Annotated in this window: 16 protein-coding genes and 1 pseudogene; 3 read left to right on the top strand and 14 right to left on the bottom strand. The window is 45.6% G+C overall.

Annotated features, from left to right (window positions below; translation table 11 throughout):
* Positions 1 to 5 precede the first annotated feature (5 nt).
* Entirely contained in the window at positions 6 to 461 is a 456-nt protein-coding gene (locus tag H8K55_RS14365) for an FKBP-type peptidyl-prolyl cis-trans isomerase (protein WP_186942759.1), read from the bottom strand.
* 98 nt (positions 462 to 559) lie between these two features.
* On the opposite strand from H8K55_RS14365, the gene radC reads away from it, so the two are divergent.
* From radC to rpmG, 3 genes are all read left to right on the top strand, one after another.
* Entirely contained in the window at positions 560 to 1,234 is a 675-nt protein-coding gene (gene radC, locus H8K55_RS14360; protein WP_186942758.1) for a RadC family protein, read from the top strand.
* Between the two features lie 152 nt (positions 1,235 to 1,386).
* Positions 1,387 to 1,623, top strand: a complete 237-nt coding sequence (rpmB, locus tag H8K55_RS14355) for a 50S ribosomal protein L28 (RefSeq protein ID WP_186890252.1) — start codon at positions 1,387 to 1,389, stop codon at positions 1,621 to 1,623.
* Positions 1,624 to 1,649: 26 nt separating this feature from the next.
* Complete coding sequence (gene rpmG / locus H8K55_RS14350) at positions 1,650 to 1,817, top strand: 50S ribosomal protein L33 (RefSeq protein WP_110257750.1); 168 nt, start codon at positions 1,650 to 1,652, stop codon at positions 1,815 to 1,817.
* A gap of 316 nt (positions 1,818 to 2,133) precedes the next feature.
* Here the strand turns inward: rpmG and H8K55_RS14345 are convergent, their stop codons facing one another.
* The 13 genes and pseudogenes from H8K55_RS14345 to lpxK all read right to left on the bottom strand — a co-directional run bounded on the left by H8K55_RS14345 (position 2,134) and on the right by lpxK (position 15,413).
* Positions 2,134 to 3,336, bottom strand: coding sequence for a DesA family fatty acid desaturase (locus tag H8K55_RS14345; protein WP_222612481.1), 1,203 nt, complete (start codon positions 3,334 to 3,336; stop codon positions 2,134 to 2,136).
* 85 nt (positions 3,337 to 3,421) lie between these two features.
* Positions 3,422 to 4,723, bottom strand: a complete 1,302-nt coding sequence (locus H8K55_RS14340) for a mechanosensitive ion channel family protein (protein ID WP_230408630.1) — start codon at positions 4,721 to 4,723, stop codon at positions 3,422 to 3,424.
* Positions 4,724 to 4,822: 99 nt separating this feature from the next.
* A complete protein-coding gene (locus tag H8K55_RS14335; protein WP_186942757.1) occupies positions 4,823 to 6,127 on the bottom strand; it encodes an RsmB/NOP family class I SAM-dependent RNA methyltransferase in 1,305 nt (434 codons plus the stop codon).
* Between the two features lie 21 nt (positions 6,128 to 6,148).
* Entirely contained in the window at positions 6,149 to 6,778 is a 630-nt protein-coding gene (gene purN / locus H8K55_RS14330; protein WP_186942756.1) for a phosphoribosylglycinamide formyltransferase, read from the bottom strand.
* Between the two features lie 99 nt (positions 6,779 to 6,877).
* Positions 6,878 to 7,285: pseudogene (locus tag H8K55_RS14325) on the bottom strand (barstar family protein); the annotation flags it as partial.
* Between the two features lie 47 nt (positions 7,286 to 7,332).
* On the bottom strand, positions 7,333 to 7,698 hold the full coding sequence (locus H8K55_RS14320; protein ID WP_186942754.1) for a guanyl-specific ribonuclease: 366 nt from the start codon (positions 7,696 to 7,698) through the stop codon (positions 7,333 to 7,335).
* Positions 7,699 to 7,797: 99 nt separating this feature from the next.
* A complete protein-coding gene (locus H8K55_RS14315) occupies positions 7,798 to 9,015 on the bottom strand; it encodes a patatin-like phospholipase family protein (RefSeq protein ID WP_186942753.1) in 1,218 nt (405 codons plus the stop codon).
* 113 nt (positions 9,016 to 9,128) lie between these two features.
* Complete coding sequence (locus H8K55_RS14310) at positions 9,129 to 9,884, bottom strand: 3-hydroxyacyl-CoA dehydrogenase (RefSeq protein WP_186942752.1); 756 nt, start codon at positions 9,882 to 9,884, stop codon at positions 9,129 to 9,131.
* A gap of 251 nt (positions 9,885 to 10,135) precedes the next feature.
* The gene (locus tag H8K55_RS14305) at positions 10,136 to 12,310 is read right to left on the bottom strand and encodes a sodium-translocating pyrophosphatase (RefSeq protein ID WP_186942751.1); all 2,175 of its coding nucleotides are present in this window, start codon (positions 12,308 to 12,310) and stop codon (positions 10,136 to 10,138) included.
* 282 nt (positions 12,311 to 12,592) lie between these two features.
* On the bottom strand, positions 12,593 to 13,249 hold the full coding sequence (gene adk, locus H8K55_RS14300; protein ID WP_186942750.1) for an adenylate kinase: 657 nt from the start codon (positions 13,247 to 13,249) through the stop codon (positions 12,593 to 12,595).
* Between the two features lie 206 nt (positions 13,250 to 13,455).
* Positions 13,456 to 14,202: a 3-deoxy-manno-octulosonate cytidylyltransferase gene (kdsB, locus tag H8K55_RS14295; protein WP_186942749.1), complete on the bottom strand. Its 747-nt coding sequence runs from the start codon at positions 14,200 to 14,202 to the stop codon at positions 13,456 to 13,458.
* Positions 14,203 to 14,212: 10 nt separating this feature from the next.
* Entirely contained in the window at positions 14,213 to 14,389 is a 177-nt protein-coding gene (locus H8K55_RS14290; protein WP_186942748.1) for a Trm112 family protein, read from the bottom strand.
* Positions 14,370 to 15,413 carry a tetraacyldisaccharide 4'-kinase gene (gene lpxK / locus H8K55_RS14285; protein ID WP_329605045.1) on the bottom strand — a complete coding sequence of 348 codons (1,044 nt, stop codon included), beginning with the start codon at positions 15,411 to 15,413 and terminating at the stop codon, positions 14,370 to 14,372. The genes H8K55_RS14290 and lpxK overlap by 20 nt, the downstream gene beginning before the upstream one ends.
* Positions 15,414 to 15,419: the final 6 nt, after the last annotated feature.

The following is a 15,419-nucleotide window of genomic DNA, read 5'->3' as shown; positions in this document are numbered from 1 at the left end:
ACTAATTACAAAATACCGATAATTTTAACTTCAAATAGCATACGCTGCCCTGCCAAGGGATGATTGAAGTCAAACAAGGCCGAATCTTCATCCAGCTCCTGAATTACACCTGCAAATTTGCCGCCGGATGGCGCAGAAAAATCTATCAAATCGCCAACCTTGAACTGTTCACCAAAGGCAGAATTTTCACGCAAGGTTTTCAAAGACACTCGTTGAATCAGATCTGGATTGCGCACACCAAAAGCCTGTTCAGGCGTTAATTCTTGCGTGGTATGAGAACCCTCTTCCAAACCGAGCAATGCCTGCTCTAGGTTAGGTGCAAGTTGACCTTGCCCCAATAGCAAAGTCGCAGGACTTTCGTGAAAAGTCGAAATAATATCCTCGCCATCTAGTGTTGCAAGACGGTAATGCAAGGTTAAATACGCACCATTGTTAACGACAAGTATAGACTTTTCAGACATAATTTAATTTCAACTTATTTGAGAACTAGCAAACCGCTATTGTAAGTCAGACGAGGCGGAAAAGCTTCGCTCTGCAAAACGAAAGGTATAGAAAGACGATGGGAATCAATCATTGGCCAGAAGAACAACGTCCGCGTGAACGACTAATCCGGCATGGAGCAACCGCATTATCGGATGCGGAATTACTGTCGGTTTTTCTACGTGTGGGCGTCAAAGGGAAAAGTGCCGTTGATCTGGGGCGCGATATGTTGATGCAATTTGGTTCTTTACGCGCATTATTCGGTGCCAATTTGACTGATTTTGCCAAAGTACATGGTTTGGGTAGTGCAAAATACGCGCAATTGCAGGCAGTATTAGAATTAGCCAAACGTTCGATTTCAGAAGAATTGCAAACTAGTTCATCGCTCTCCTCGCCACAAGCGGTACGCCAATACTTGCAACTGGAAATCGGCAATAAGCATTATGAATCTTTCACGGTTTTATTTTTAGACGTGAAAAATCGCCTGATCATAGGACAAGAATTATTTCGCGGCAGCTTGAGCCATGCCAGCGTCTACCCACGCGAAGTCGTCAAAAGCGCACTTAGCCACAACGCTGCCAGCGTGATTCTCGCTCACAATCATCCGTCCGGCTCTCCTGGCCCTAGCTCCGCAGACTTAACCCTGACTCAAACCTTGAAATCTGCACTCGCTCTGGTCGATATACGCGTACTTGACCACTTTATAGTCGCTAGCAACAAGGTTTACTCTTTTGCAGAAAATGGGCAAATATGAGTCTAAGTAGCGGTTTACACAGGAGAAATTTAAATTGTTAAATTTACGAACGACAAAAAGACACAATTGTTTTTCACAAGTCGTTGATATTTCAAAGTTTTTTCGTTATACTTTCGTTTTTTCCAATTTCGGAAATCATTAAGGAGCTAAACATGGCGCGTGTATGCCAAGTTACTGGGAAGGGGCCAATGGTTGGCAACAACGTTTCCCATGCGAACAACAAAACTAAACGTCGCTTTTTGCCTAACCTGCAAAATCGTCGCTTTTTCGTAGAATCAGAAAATCGCTGGGTTTCCCTGCGTTTGTCTAACGCAGGTTTGCGTGTAGTTGACAAAATCGGTATCGATGCCGTTTTAGTCGACATGCGTGCTCGCGGCGAAAAAGTTTAAGCAGAAACTATTTTTAGGAAAATATCATGGCTAAATCTGGTCGCGACAAAATCAAATTAGAATCGACTGCTGGTACAGGTCACTTCTACACGACATCAAAAAACAAACGTACGATGCCTGAAAAAATGGAGATCATGAAATTTGATCCAAAGGCACGTAAGCACGTTATCTACAAAGAAACAAAAATCAAGTAAGCTTTGCTTGATTCTAGTTTTAGTAGAATGTCAAAAAAACCTGCGAAATTTCGCAGGTTTTTTTTCGTCTGTTGATTTGCGCTTTAGATATTCAACTAGCCAGATACAAACATTCTTTTTAATTGATTGGATTGATCGCTCAGCATCCGCATGACTTATATTTGAGCTGACAATTGAGCCGAAAATTGAGCTGACAATTGAGCCGATAATTGAGCTACAAACAAATCCACCTATATTCTTGCGACCTACTATCGAATTATTGGGACAAAAAAAATGGCACCATCGGCGCCATTTTCTGAATGTTTAAGAATTAGCCTTACGCGTAACTACGCAAACGCAAAGAAAATTCCTGCAGCGTATTAATGCCAGAAGCTTCGGCACGCTGACACCAATCTTGTAACTGCGCGACCAATTGCTCACGAGTCGCACTTGAACGCTCCCAAATCGCATTCAATTCCACGCGCATATCATGCATGGTTTTCAAAGCGGCACTATGAGCAAAGAGTTCGACCAGTTGTTGCTGTTGTGGTGCTTCCAACTTTGCTGGTTCACGTTGCAGACTCTTCTTTACCGCCTTCAAGAATCCTTTTTCAAAGTGCGCATTGTCACGCAACTGTTGCAACTCAGCGCGCCAAGTTTTTTTCAAAGACTTTGCATACTTTGCCATCACATCATAACGATTGGTAATCACCGCCTGCAGAGTTTCAACATCAACCACCATCTTGGATGCATCAAACTTAGGTTGTGGTGCGACTTTTTTGACCTTTGCCAAACCGATGATTTCCAAGGTGCGGATATATCCCCAACCTATATCAAACTCATACCATTTCGAGGATAACTTAGCTGAAGTTCCAAATGTATGATGATTATTATGCAGCTCTTCACCACCAATCAAAATACCCCAAGGCACAATATTCGTCGCTGCATCGGCGCATTCATAATTGCGATAGCCCCAGTAGTGACCGATGCCATTAATAATGCCAGCCGCAGTAATTGGGATCCACAACATTTGCACTGCCCATACCGTTACGCCGATCACGCCAAACAACATAAAATCAATAATCAACATCAGCGCTACACCTTGCCAGCTAAAACGCGTGTACAAGTTACGCTCCATCCAGTCATCTGGCGTGCCGTGACCATACTTACTAATAGTTTCTAAATTCTTAGATTCGGTACGATATAACTCTGCACCTTCTAACAATACCTTCTTGATGCCGCGTGTCACAGGACTGTGCGGATCTTCTTCAGTTTCGCATTTTGCGTGATGCTTACGGTGTACAGCTGCCCATTCTTTCGTTACTTGACCGGTCGTTAACCACAGCCAAAAACGGAAAAAATGACTAGGAATCGCATGCAGTTCTAAGGCGCGATGCGCTTGGCAACGATGCAAAAAAATCGTGACGCTGGCGATGGTGATATGCGTGACCACCATAGTAAAAATAAATACCTGCCAACTAGAAGCACGGGTAAAGCCATTGCTCAAGAAGTCAACAACAAGATCAATAAAATTACTCAAAATATAACTACTCCTAAAACACTATTTTATGCAGGCAGAAATCGGCATGCAAAATTTCTCAAAAACATTCTTATTTTACGCTGATTCAAGTCTGAGTTTTCGTTTGCGCCTGAAATACAGTAATTTCGCGTTGTGGATAAGGCAATTCTACTCCACGCTCTTTAAGCAAAGTCCAAATTGCCCGGTTCACCCCAGAAATCACATTGGTACGACCATTTTCCGGATCTTCTATCCAAAAACCAACGCGCACTTCAAATCCATCAGCGCCAAAGCGCAACAGATATGCCGATGTCTCAATATTTTTCGAAACTCGCGGCACGCTGGCAGCAACCTCCATCAGGGCGAGCAGCAAACTATCCAGATCAGTGTCGTAAGCAACTGTAAAGTCCGTTGTAAGCACTACAGCGCGATCCGTCAAGGAAAGATTTTGTACAGGATTAGAGACCAGCATTTCATTCGGAATAATTGACTCAACGCCATCCAAACCTTTTAGCACGGTATAACGGGTATTAATCTGCGTCACACAACCACTAAATTTATCAACTGTAATCATGTCGCCGATAGATAAACTACGATCAAACAAAATAATGAAACCTGACACATAACTACTGGTAATTCTTTGCAAACCAAGACCCAAACCAACCCCAAGAGCCCCGCCAAAAACGGATAGCACAGTCAAATCAATTCCGACCAGGGACAAACTAACCAATATCGCCATCAGAATAAAAATGGCACGTCCTAAACGCGACAAGACGACTTTGAGCGAAGAATGCATACTCGGTATCAGCATCAGGCGCGCTTCCAGCATTGCGCTGACCCACAATGCCAAGATCACCGTTAAGGCGACCGATGCGATGCCCTGCAAAATTGCCAGCAAGGATACTTTGCTCTTACCAAGTGGCAAAACAACTTCTTCTAAAGCCAGGGAAATTTCTTCCCACATGCCAGTGAAATGCAAAACCAAACCCAGCCAAACCAGCGCAGCAAAGATTTTTTCAAAGATTTGTAAAGTGTTGCCGACCGTACCATCGCGCACAAAGGCACGGCGAAAGACATAAAAACTAAAACGTATCAAGGCAAAAGAGCCCAAGATGGGGAAAAATAATTTCAACAAGCCTGTATGTTGATACCTGCCAATAATCAGTTTAGCCAGAAACAAAAAGACCAAGGCAAGCAGCGGCCACAAGACACGTGAAAAGCTCTCAACGCCAATTTTAATCACGCCGGAGGTGTGATCCACCTTGGCGAAAAAACGCTGGATACTCCGTGATAAAAACCAGGCGAGCACAAAACAGGTCGACAAAGCGAGCAGCTGAAATAAAAGACCGATCGTACCCAAGTCAGTCGATATTTCAGCGATTAATCGTGTCAAAGATTGTGTTTCCATAATTCCCATGGACGAGACTTGCGCGATTGTTTTAAACAAAACTGCCAACCTAAGATAAAACTATTTTTGAAAACTGATTGTCAATACGGAGTTTAAAAATTATTCAGCTTCAACTTCAGCCTGAGCCACAGCTTCTGATTTCGGCGCAACTTTATTACGCTGAAATACGGCGGCAAAGAAGCCATCGGTATTGTGTACATGCGGATAGAGCTTCAGATAATCACCCATTTCTAGTTGGATTTTTTGTTCTTCCAATACTTGGGAAGCTGGCAGCAAACTAAAATCTGGATGTGTCGCTAAGAATTGCTCGACGATGCCTTCATTTTCTTCATCGAGAATACTGCAAGTTGCATACACCAAGCGGCCACCGCCTTTTACCAGGCGTGCAGCGCTATCCAAAATCGATGCTTGTTTGACGTTTAATTCTGCAACCCCAGCCTGAGTCTGACGCCATTTCACATCAGGATTCCGACGCAAAGTACCCAAGCCGCTGCAGGGAGCATCGACTAACACGCGATCTAACTTACCGGCTAAACGCTTGATCTTGGCATCACGCTCATGTGCAATCACCACTGGATGCACGTTCGATAAACCACTGCGTGCTAAGCGCGGTTTCAATTTCGCCAAACGTTTTTCAGAAATATCGAAGGCATATAAACGACCCGTGTTACGCATCGCCGCGCCTAGTGCCAAAGTTTTGCCACCTGCACCAGCACAGAAATCGGCGACCATTTCACCGCGTTTCGCACCTAGCAATTGCGCCAACACTTGGCTACCTTCATCCTGCACCTCGATGGTGCCATCTTTAAACAAAGGTAGATTTTGTATAGATGGTTTTTTGATGATGCGCAAACCCAGTGCAGAGTACGGAGTCGCTTCAGCCAAAATCGGTGCTTGTGCTAAGGAAACGATCACGTCTTCCCGGTTGGATTTCAAGGCATTCACACGCAGATCCAAGGAGGCTGGCGTATTCAATGCAGTCGCCAATTTCATGGCTTCTTCATCGCCAAATTTGGCCGAGAGTTTTTGCCACAACCATTCTGGCATATTCGATTTCAATGCTAACGGTAAGTGACTACGGTCAACTTCCATCACACGACGCAACCAGACATCTTCTTCTTCGCTCAGGCCACCTAATGCATCGATACCAACGGCATCAGCCAAACCTAACAAAGTGATGCGGCGCATAGCGGAGCCTGTACCAGATTCAGAAAAACTGGTGTACACGCTCTTATTGCGCAACAAGCCATAAATCGCTTCGGCAATCACACCGCGCTCGCGTCCGCCAAGACGCGGATTCTCTCTAAAGTAGCGCGATAAAGTGCCGTCAGCAGGACCAGTAAAGCGCAAAACTTCACGCAAAACGGCTTCGGTATGGCCTATCATGGCTGGTGGTAATCTCATGTTCTTCCTCTGTAAATACGATTAGATCGCGCAGCTATCTGCTTCTGATCCATTAACAATCACGCGATTGCCTTCAACCACTAATTTGCCTTCAACGAATAAACGCACGGCGCGTGGATAAATTTGATGTTCTTTGACGAGTAATTTCTGCGCCAAGGTGTCTTCGGTGTCGCCATGTTCGATGCGTACACAAGCTTGGTCAATGATAGGTCCGTGATCCAATTCAGCTGTGACAAAATGCACCGTCGCGCCATGAAATTTCACGCCGGCATCCAAAGCTTGCTGATGCGTATGCAATCCAACAAAGCTAGGTAGCAAGGATGGATGAATATTCATAATGCGGTTTTCATAATACTGAACAAATTGCGGCGTCAAGATGCGCATAAAGCCAGCAAGCACCACTAAATCGGCTTGAAAACTATCAATCGCTTGCTGTAACGCAGCATCAAAACTTTCTCGGTTCGGGAAGGCTTTGCTTTCCACCACCACGGTAGGAATGCCTTGACTAGCGGCATAAGCCAAGCCAGCTGCATCAGGCTTGTTACTGATCACTGCTGCGATTTGTGCTGGCCATTGCTGGGATTGTGAGGCTTGGACGATGGCTTGCATATTGCTACCGCGTCCAGAAATAAGGATGACGATTTTTTTCATTGCGGCATTGTACCTCTGTAGCGGTCTAAGCCCAAGTAAAAAGCCCGAATTCGACCAAAACTTGACCAAATTCAGGCTTTTTCAATGCAATTAAATTAATTATTCAAAGGAATAAAACACCCTGAACGGGATTTTCTTTTTAGCCCAATAATCTGCAGCATCACGAAATACATCCAACAAAGTTTCTCGTAATTCTTTATCAAAAAGTTCAGTATTTGGCAAATGTTCGATAACGACGACGAAGCCATTTTGTTGCCCAGCCTTGTGCACTGAATCCGTCAGGCAATCATATAAAGCATCAAAATTATGTCCAAAATGACTGGGAAATCCAAAAGAATCGGCGATCATGCTGAGCACTTCTGACTTATCCCGTGCTTTACCACAGTGCACATAGAGAAAATGCTGTCCTGTCGCTGTGGCTTCCACTTGCAAATCCAGGCTTCTAAAAGCGCGAATCGATTGCACGGCATTGGGACTGACTGTACTTAACAAACTCATTTCATCCTCATTTTTCATTGATCAATGATGACATTCTTGACCGACTTTATTGCAATTTACTGTTGAATTCGCTTAAAACTGGCGTAATGATCGGCGGTGTAATACAACTCGCGGTAAGGCTGACGCTCACCACCAGTAATAATTCGTCTGGCACCACGGTTTCTCGCATACGGTGTTTTCACCGTATATTCATGGTAATAGCCACGCGCACGTTTAGGCAATTGACGTTCATAGTTTCCAAAGACCGAACCATCCTTATCATAGGGAAACGGGCCACCTTGCTGGATCAACTGCAAAGTTTGCTGCGCTTCCCGCGGCAAATCCTGAATTTTGACGCTGCCAACATCTTGTGCAAAAACATTGACGGCTAAGCCTAAGCTCAGCAATAAAATCGCTAAAAACTGTCGTAGATAAATTCTCATTATGCTTACATTACGCTCATTGCAGAAAAGTTAAATAAAAGTTAAATTTAAGATCAGCTAGCATAATCGCCTACATCATCTTTAGCAATCCATTGTGACTTATGCAGGAACCGCTTCCATGATTGAGGCAGGATGTTTAACGACGGATTGGTGCTGAAAAAAATGAATGACTTCTTCTTTCATCGCCAAAGTATCCTTGATTCCCAAAGCGATCAACTCTTTCGTATAGCTTGCTTCAAATAACAAATACGATGCCAAAGCTGCGCCACGCACGTCCGTTGCGCCAATACCGCCTAACATGGTTCGGACTGGCAAAGGCAAGCTTTGGGTGTGACGACTGGCAATTTCATCTAGACGCTCCGACGGAGCGATCACCAGCAGATCAACTGGTTTCAACGGTGTTTTCTCCAATAAATCAGGTGGCAACATTGAAAGCGTTTTGTTGATACGCGTTAAGCGTTCAATATCCACTGCCAAGCTATCCAAGAAGATACTCGACATCGCATGACCTGCTATCTGCGCCAAACTTGGGTAAGTCGCCAACTCAAAATTCTGCCGTGGCGGCTCAGATAAACGTCCCGCACCGACGATCAAGACCTTATTCGCGCCTAAATGAATTGCAGGAGAAATCGGCGCTAATTGACGCATAGAACCGTCACCGCAATATTCGAGATGCCCGCCCCAATTTAAGGGTATGGAAGGAAAAATAAAGGGAATGGCAGACGATGCTAATAAATGTTGAACACCAATAAAATCGCGCTGTGCCAATCGCTGGCTGCGCACCCAGGGTTCAATATCATTTAAGGTCTGATAAAAAGTTAAATGGTGACCTGTAGTATAAGAAGATGCTGTCACCGCCAAAGCTTGCAGATCACCTGTAGCGAAAGCCTGATCGAGGCGTTCCATATCTAGCATGCGATGCAATAAACCAGCCAATGGGGAGTTGTCTAGCAAAGAAGTCGGTGGCGACTTGCGCCATTTATTGAGCAGCCAGCCAAACGACATGATTGATAACCAGCGTGCACCGGAACGGATAACGCCTAAGGAATCGGCACGATACACTTGGGCTGCCTCGAAATGGCTCCAGACATGCAAAATGCTATTGACCGACTCTTGAAAGTGATCGACACGTGAAGCGAGTGCAGTGGCGTTAATCGCCCCTGCAGAGGTTCCGCAAATAATCCCAAATGGATTTTTTTTAGGATCCCAACCTTGTTCTAACAAGATATCGGAGATCGCTTTGAGAACTCCAACCTGGTAGGCGGCACGTGCACCGCCTCCGGTCAGAATTAAGCCGGTTGTGGCATTACTGTTCATTCCTATTCGACTCCAAAAAGCAAACTTTTCTTATATATCTAGTGTATTCGCGTACAAGATAAATGTCTGCAAGAAAGCAAGAAAGTGTGATTTTTGGAACGAAAAATGAGAACTTATTTTGGCTGCATACGAATCGCACCATCCAAACGGATAGTTTCACCGTTCAACATCATGTTTTCGATAATTGATTTCGCCAATTGCGCGTATTCGTTTGGCTTACCCAAACGAGAAGGGAACGGTACCATTTTGCCCAAAGCGTCTTGCACTTCTTGTGGCATGCCTAACAGCATTGGCGTTTCAAAAATACCTGGTGCAATGGTCATCACACGAATGCCATTACGTGACAAGTCGCGTGCCATAGGCAACGTCAAACCAACCACGGCTGCTTTAGAAGAAGCATAAGCCGCCTGACCCATTTGACCATCAAAGGCAGCGACCGAAGCGGTATTGATAATGATGCCGCGTTCATCTTGGATCGCATCAGTCTTACTCATTGCTTCTGCTGCCAGGCGTGCCATGTTGAATGTGCCAACCAAATTGATATTCACTACGCGTTGGAATAATTCCAATGGATGGGCACCCTCTTTACCAACTGTTTTCACTGCTGGCGCAACACCTGCGCAATTGATCAAGCCGCGCAACGTGCCCGCTGCAGTTGCAGCAGCAACGACTGCCTGACCATCAGCTTCTTGTGTCACATCACATTTAACGAAAGTAGCATTCAATTCCGCTGCCAATTTTTGACCAGCTTCTACCTGCACGTCGGCAATCACCACTTTACCGCCATTGGCAGTAATCATACGGGCAGTTGCTTCGCCCAAACCAGATGCGCCGCCAGTGATAATGAATACATTGTCTTGAATTTGCATGCTTCCCTCTGCTCTAAAATAGAATAAATAAGTTGAATAAGAGATTCGTCCAACGCTGGATACCAATTAAGGCACCATGACGTTAACGTAAACGTCAATTATCCAGCTTTTCGCACTTTGTAGAAAGAGAAAAATACAAGGACAAGAAAAAAGGCAGTGATTGCATCACAATCACTGCCTTTCTTAACAATCACTTCTTGCATAAAACGCAACTACAAATTATTAACTACAAGCTAAAGCATCAAAACCACTTATTTAGATGCGGCATCACTCGCTGAAGCCGCTTTCACTTTGACCACATCGAGACCAACTGGCGCTTCTATCTGTGGCAACACATCCGCTTTGTGTGAAATGACCGGTACCGCTTGCACAGGTGCTTTCAACCACGGTACCAGAGGGAACAAAGGCACCAACAACAAAGCCACGATATTGATAATTTTGATCAAAGGATTAACCGCAGGGCCCGCTGTATCTTTGTAAGGATCACCAACCGTGTCACCAGTTACAGCAGCCTTATGCGCCTCCGAGCCTTTGCCGCCGAAATGACCGTCTTCGATATACTTCTTCGCATTATCCCAAGCACCACCGCCTGTAGTCATGGAAATCGCCACAAACAAGCCTGTGATAATCGTCCCCATCAACATTCCGCCCAAGGCCGCGGGACCTAAAGTCAAACCAACCAGAATTGGCACGGCGACAGGTAACAAGGAAGGCAAAATCATTTCTTTGATCGCAGAGGCCGTCAGCATATCGACTGCTTTATCGTATTCTGGCTTGCCGCTACCATCCATAATGCCTTTGATGTCACGGAATTGGCGACGCACTTCGACCACCACCGCACCCGCTGCACGCCCTACGGCTTCCATCGCCATCGCACCGAACAAGTAAGGGATCAAACCACCGATAAACAAACCAACGATGACTTGTGGATCGGATAAATCAAATTTCACTTCCAGACCGACAGAGCTTAGTGCATGTGTGTAATCCGCAAACAATACCAACGCAGCCAAGCCAGCTGAGCCGATCGCATAGCCCTTTGTGACCGCTTTAGTTGTATTGCCCACGGCATCCAATGGATCGGTAATAGCGCGCACAGACTCATCCATACCCGACATTTCTGCAATACCACCTGCGTTATCGGTAATCGGACCGTAAGCATCTAAGGCGACGATAATACCGGCCATCGACAACATGGAAGTCGCTGCAACCGCGATACCATACAAGCCACCACCAAATTTATAGGACACCAAAATTGCCACGCAAACTGCCAGTACTGGATACGCAGTAGACTTCATCGACACGCCAAGACCTGCGATGATGTTAGTACCATGACCAGTTGTAGACGCTTCAGCAATATGACGCACTGGTTTGAAATCCGTGCCTGTGTAGTATTCAGTGATGTAGACCATCAAGCCAGTTAATACAATACCGACTATTGATGAGATCAACATTTGATGGCGCATCGCATCGTCTTTGAATAACATGAAAGTGACGACAGCAAAACCAATCAAGGACAAACCAGCCGCCCACCACAAGCCTTTATACAAAGCTGACATGATCTTTTGACCTGGCGTGTGTTTCACCAGTGAACAACCTACGATGGAAGCTGGAATTGAAACTGCGCCTAACATCAATGGATAGACAATTGCCTCAGTCACCGCATTCGTCACCATCAAGGCACCAAGCAACATCGTCGCAATTAAGGTCACAACATAGGTTTCAAACAAATCTGCCGCCATACCAGCGCAGTCGCCAACATTATCGCCAACGTTATCGGCAATCACCGCTGGGTTACGTGGATCATCTTCAGGAATACCGGCTTCCACTTTACCAACCAAGTCAGCACCAACGTCGGCACCTTTGGTAAAAATACCGCCACCGAGACGGGCGAAAATAGAAATTAAGGATGCGCCGAAAGCCAGACCGATCAATGGCTTAATCAAATCATGTTGAGACAATCCGGCAGCAGCGCCGCTAGTCAGATACATGTAGAACAATGCCACACCCAGTAAGCCCAAACCAGCAACTAACATACCGGTGATCGCGCCGCCTTTAAATGCGACATCGAGTGCTTGATTCATACCCTTGGTTGCCGCTTGTGCAGTGCGCACATTCGCGCGAACTGAGACATTCATCCCAATAAAACCGCAAGCACCGGATAACACTGCGCCGATCAGAAATCCAACCGCCGTCACCGGACCTAGTCCAGGTAAGACCGCGATCGCGATAAATAACACCACACCGACCATTGCAATTGTTTTGTACTGGCGTGCCAAATAAGCGGCTGCCCCTTCCTGAATCGCTGTCGCAATTTCCTGCATACGGGCATTTCCCGCATCCTGTTTCAAAATCCAACTTCTTGTAATTAAACCGTAAAGTACCGCTAGTACTCCACACGCTACAACAATCCACAGACTTAATACCATGTTGACGCCTCCAATTTTTGTTGGTGTTGATTGCGCTCAGCTTTTGACCTCATGCACATCACACCGTTTATAGAAATAAGCGAAATAGAACAACTGACATTTTTGTTTTTTAAAACTGAATCTGGTATTGGGACACATAAAACTACGCAGAAATTTACTGACAATAACGAATCAAGAACCTCCATTTGAATTAAAAATAAATAAAAACAAATCCAACAGCCGAATAGAATTTAAAAGCAAACTGCGTGGACGAAAAAAAAGCGGACACAAAGTCCGCTTCCTTTATTCTGACAACGCCGCGAATGCCGCGTCGCGTATGGCATCAACCGCCCCGACGCCTGCAATCTTGCGGTACTTAGGCGCGCCTGGCTTACCAGATTTTGCCCATTCACCATAGTAACCAACCAAAACTTCCGTTTGATTGTGATATACCGCTAAACGCTTTTGCACGGTCTCTTCTTTATCATCATCACGCTGTACTAAATCTTCACCGGTTTCGTCGTCTTTGCCTTCGACTTTTGGCGGATTAAATTTCACATGATAAGTACGACCAGAGCCTGGATGTACGCGACGACCACTCATACGTTCGATGATCGCACTATCTGGCACGTCAATTTCTAAAACATAATCAATCGTAACACCCGCATCTTTCATGGCGTCAGCTTGTGGCGTAGTTCTTGGAAAACCATCAAACAAATAACCGTTCGCACAGTCATCTTGTTTCAAACGTTCTTTCACCAGGCCAATGATGATGTCATCGGATACCAAACCACCAGCATCCATTACTTTTTTTGCTTCCACGCCTAACGGTGTCCCTGCTTTTACCGCTGCACGCAACATGTCTCCAGTAGAGATTTGTGGAATACCAAATTTTTCCTTAATGTAATTGGCTTGCGTGCCCTTGCCTGCTCCGGGTGCTCCCAACAAAATAAGACGCATTTTTATTTCCTAGACGAGTTTAATATTCTGTAAGCCTTGTAAATAAAGATTTGCAAGGCTATGTAATTCTTGAGGTCGATTCGATTATTTTTTTGTGAAGGTGACGCGAAGTCACCGTCATTTATTTTGTTCTTTACGAAATTTACCACAGTTTTTTCCGCTTGAAACGCTTTCCAAGAGCCAGCCCATGGATTTTTATCACAAGTTCAAAAAAATGTTCTGACGCGTTGCAAATCTTCCAGTGTATCAACCCCAGCAGCAGGACTTTGATCCGTCACATGCACCGCAATGGAGATCCCATTCCACAACACACGTAACTGCTCAAGCGCCTCAATTTGTTCGAGCGGAGAAACTGGCAAAGCCGGATAAGCTTGCAAAAATTGATTTTGATAAGCATACAAACCAATGTGGCGCAAAGCTTGATATCCGTCCGGCATAGATTGTTGGTCTTGCGCAAACGCATCACGCGCCCAAGGCATAGTCGCGCGCGAGAAATACAAAGCCCGACTCATTTTATCCAGCACAACTTTCACGACATTGGGATTAAACAGATCTTGTACAGTATGAATTGCATGCGCCGCGGTCGCCATCGGTGTGTGCGGATTGACCAAAGCTGCGGTCGCCGCAATTAAGGCAGGATCAATTAAAGGCTCGTCGCCTTGCACATTCACCACCACGGCATCTGCAGATAAGCCCATTGCGGCGGCCACTTCGGCAATTCTGTCGGTGCCCGATGGGTGATCAGAACGTGTCATTTGCACGTCAATACCATGCTCGCGGCAAGCCGCAAAAATGTCTGCATGATCGGTGGCCACGACTACTTGGGCTGCACCAGATAACATTGCGCGCTCTGCCGTACGTACCACCATAGGCTTACCACCAATATCCGCCAAGGGTTTATTTGGCAGACGAGTCGAAGCCAGACGCGCTGGCACAATCGCGATAAAACTCATAGTGTATTAATTATGGATGATCAACGGGGATAGTACGCGCCTGATCTTCCCACATAATTGGAATGCCATCGCGAATCGGAAATGCCAAACGATCTGCCTTACAAATCAATTCTTGTGCAGCTTTATCATAGACCAAAGGCCCTTTACATAATGGGCAGACCAGAACGTCAAGCAGACGTGCATCCATGTTTTTTCTCCGAAGTTAACTCGAGCAACGTGAGTAGCTGGTTCTTGAATTCTGCATCGAGTTCAGCAGCAACCGGCACCACCCAGATACGCGGATCGTCACGCAATCCTGCAATTTGCCGACATTTTACTGCATCCTTCTCTGTGATAAGGATGATTTCGGCATCTTCATGCTGAAATAATTCTGCGGAAAAAGCAAAATGATCGGGCAAAGGCATCGCTTTAAAGCTCAGTTCTTGCGCACTCAGCATATCAAAAAAACGTTGCGGATTTCCTATGCCAGCCGCAGCAAGTATTTTCTTACCGCGCATGGCCAATAAGGGCTGTCGCAAATTTGGCTGACTCAAATTAATCAACTCAGCCATTTGCAAATGCATAGAAAAAACTTCATTACCTAAGCCGCTCACCTGTGCGGGACTCGCAGAATTTAAAATCGTAAAGTCGCGCCGACGACCTGCTGGTTCGCGTAGTGGACCGGCGGGTAACAACCAGCCATTTCCGATACCGCGTTGATCAAACATCAGAATCTCAATATCACGTCCCAAAGCATAATGCTGTAATCCGTCATCAGAAATAAGTACATCAACTGTTGGATGCGAGCTTAACAAATGCTGAGCACTGGCGACGCGATCACGTCCTACTGTCATGGGGCAAGCAGTGCGTTGCACGATCAATAAAGGTTCATCGCCTACTTCACTCGCCAGAGAATCTTTACTGACTTCTTGTATGCGTTCAACATGCGCACCATAACCACGTGAAATCACACCGGGATTCCAGCCAGCCTGACGCAAAGTCTCAACCAGCCAGATCACCATAGGCGTTTTTCCGGTGCCACCGATATAAATATTTCCCACGATGATCACTGGTACTTTGACCTGCGTTTGTGGACGATAACCAAGCACTAACAAGCCGAAACGAAAGTTCAGCAGCAATCCAAATAATTTAGAGATGGGCCACAATAACAAGGCGACGATGCCGCGCTTGGACCATGCTTGAATAAAAAATGATTCGAGACCAGCGCGCAACAAATA

Source organism: Affinundibacterium flavidum (assembly GCF_014284175.1).
In the GTDB taxonomy this organism is placed as follows: domain Bacteria; phylum Pseudomonadota; class Gammaproteobacteria; order Burkholderiales; family Burkholderiaceae_D; genus Undibacterium; species Undibacterium flavidum.
Note: the sequence above shows the minus strand (reverse complement) of the source record. Positions and strands in the feature narration are given on the sequence as shown.

Excerpts from the sequence above, each read along its gene's own strand:
- H8K55_RS14365 (WP_186942759.1), bottom strand. The coding sequence starts at position 461 with ATGTCTGAAAAGTCTATACTTGTCGTTAACAATGGTGCGTATTTAACC.
- radC (WP_186942758.1), top strand. The coding sequence starts at position 560 with ATGGGAATCAATCATTGGCCAGAAGAACAACGTCCGCGTGAACGACTA.
- rpmB (WP_186890252.1), top strand. The coding sequence starts at position 1,387 with ATGGCGCGTGTATGCCAAGTTACTGGGAAGGGGCCAATGGTTGGCAAC.
- rpmG (WP_110257750.1), top strand. The coding sequence starts at position 1,650 with ATGGCTAAATCTGGTCGCGACAAAATCAAATTAGAATCGACTGCTGGT.
- H8K55_RS14340 (WP_230408630.1), bottom strand. The coding sequence starts at position 4,723 with ATGGAAACACAATCTTTGACACGATTAATCGCTGAAATATCGACTGAC.
- H8K55_RS14335 (WP_186942757.1), bottom strand. The coding sequence starts at position 6,127 with ATGAGATTACCACCAGCCATGATAGGCCATACCGAAGCCGTTTTGCGT.
- purN (WP_186942756.1), bottom strand. The coding sequence starts at position 6,778 with ATGAAAAAAATCGTCATCCTTATTTCTGGACGCGGTAGCAATATGCAA.
- H8K55_RS14320 (WP_186942754.1), bottom strand. The coding sequence starts at position 7,698 with ATGAGAATTTATCTACGACAGTTTTTAGCGATTTTATTGCTGAGCTTA.
- H8K55_RS14315 (WP_186942753.1), bottom strand. The coding sequence starts at position 9,015 with ATGAACAGTAATGCCACAACCGGCTTAATTCTGACCGGAGGCGGTGCA.
- H8K55_RS14310 (WP_186942752.1), bottom strand. The coding sequence starts at position 9,884 with ATGCAAATTCAAGACAATGTATTCATTATCACTGGCGGCGCATCTGGT.
- H8K55_RS14305 (WP_186942751.1), bottom strand. The coding sequence starts at position 12,310 with ATGGTATTAAGTCTGTGGATTGTTGTAGCGTGTGGAGTACTAGCGGTA.
- adk (WP_186942750.1), bottom strand. The coding sequence starts at position 13,249 with ATGCGTCTTATTTTGTTGGGAGCACCCGGAGCAGGCAAGGGCACGCAA.
- kdsB (WP_186942749.1), bottom strand. The coding sequence starts at position 14,202 with ATGAGTTTTATCGCGATTGTGCCAGCGCGTCTGGCTTCGACTCGTCTG.
- H8K55_RS14290 (WP_186942748.1), bottom strand. The coding sequence starts at position 14,389 with ATGGATGCACGTCTGCTTGACGTTCTGGTCTGCCCATTATGTAAAGGG.